Below are 1,123 nucleotides of genomic sequence, written 5' to 3'. Positions count from 1 at the left end.
CCCCTGCCCCATCATTCCCGGCATGCCGCCGCGGTCATAGGGGAGGACCTGTACTACGGATTCGCCGGCGACTGCGGTCACCAGCAGGTCCGCCCGGTTGCCCGGCGCCAGCAGGACTTCGTCCACGGCTTCGGGAGCGGGGGACCGGCCCGAATCCATGCCGAGCAGCTCCAGCCGCTGGCCGTCCAGCCTGAGCCGAAGGAAGCGGGCCGCACAGGCGTTGATGATCCGCCACCGCTCCCGTTCGCCAGGGCGGGCGGTGAGGAGGGGCCCGCTCTGCCCGTTGAGCAGGAGGAGTTCCCCTTCCCGGCCCGCCATGCGCTCCATCTGCGACACCGCGGCTATGTTGCCGGCGCTGTCCAGGGTGGTGTCCGAGACAAGCAGTACACGTTCCACGCTCACCGGGATGGTTTCGGGATCCTCGACGATGATCGCCCCGAAAAGCCCTGCAAATATCTGCCCCGCAACCATGCCGTGGTGATGCGGGTGGTACCAGTAGACGCCCGGCGGGTGGTCCGGCGGCAGCCGGTAGCTGTAGTCGAAACTCTCGCCGGGCTTGACCTCTCTGAACACATTGTCACCGTTGGCCTGCGGGGACACGTGCAGGCCATGGACGTGCAGGTTCGTTGGTTCGTCGAGGCGGTTCACAAGCCTGATGCTGAGCTCGTCGCCCGGGCGCAGGCGGAGAGTGGGGCCCGGGACGGTGCCGTTGTAGCAAAGGGGCCGGGCCGGGCGGCCGCCGAGCTCCACCTGTCCGCGGGCGGCCTCCAGCGTGAGCTGCAGCCTGCCGCCGGCACTGCGAAGCTCGGGGGGAGTGCCCAGCCCGGTCCCTTGCGCGCCCCCCGCCGGGCTGCCCGGCTGCTGGGTGGAAGCCAGGGACCACCAGAGCCCGGCGCCGCCTGCCACAGTGGCCGCTGTGCCCAGGCCACCCAGGAGCAGGGCGTCGCGGCGGCTGATGGGCCGCACTAGGGTTCCTCGCCGAGTACTTTCAAGTTCTCGCGATATTGTTCCGCGGTGAGCTCGCCCCTCGCGAAGCGTTCGTCCAGGATCAGCCGGGCCTGGCTCTTTCCGCCGGGGAAGCCAGGGCCGCCCGGGGGAGTCCCCGGCGGGCCATAGGGCGGGG

At 70.4% G+C, this 1,123-nt stretch carries 1 protein-coding gene; it reads right to left on the bottom strand.

All coding sequences use genetic code 11. The features are described 5' to 3' along the window. On the bottom strand, positions 1 to 966 hold a 966-nt coding region (locus K789_RS0106590), incomplete at its 3' end, for a multicopper oxidase family protein (protein ID WP_024366066.1). Between the last annotated feature and the right edge of the window lie 157 nt (positions 967 to 1,123).

Origin of the sequence: Arthrobacter sp. TB 26 (genome assembly GCF_000427315.1) — a bacterium.
In the GTDB taxonomy this organism is placed as follows: domain Bacteria; phylum Actinomycetota; class Actinomycetes; order Actinomycetales; family Micrococcaceae; genus Arthrobacter.
This window is presented reverse-complemented; position numbering and strand designations above follow the sequence as displayed.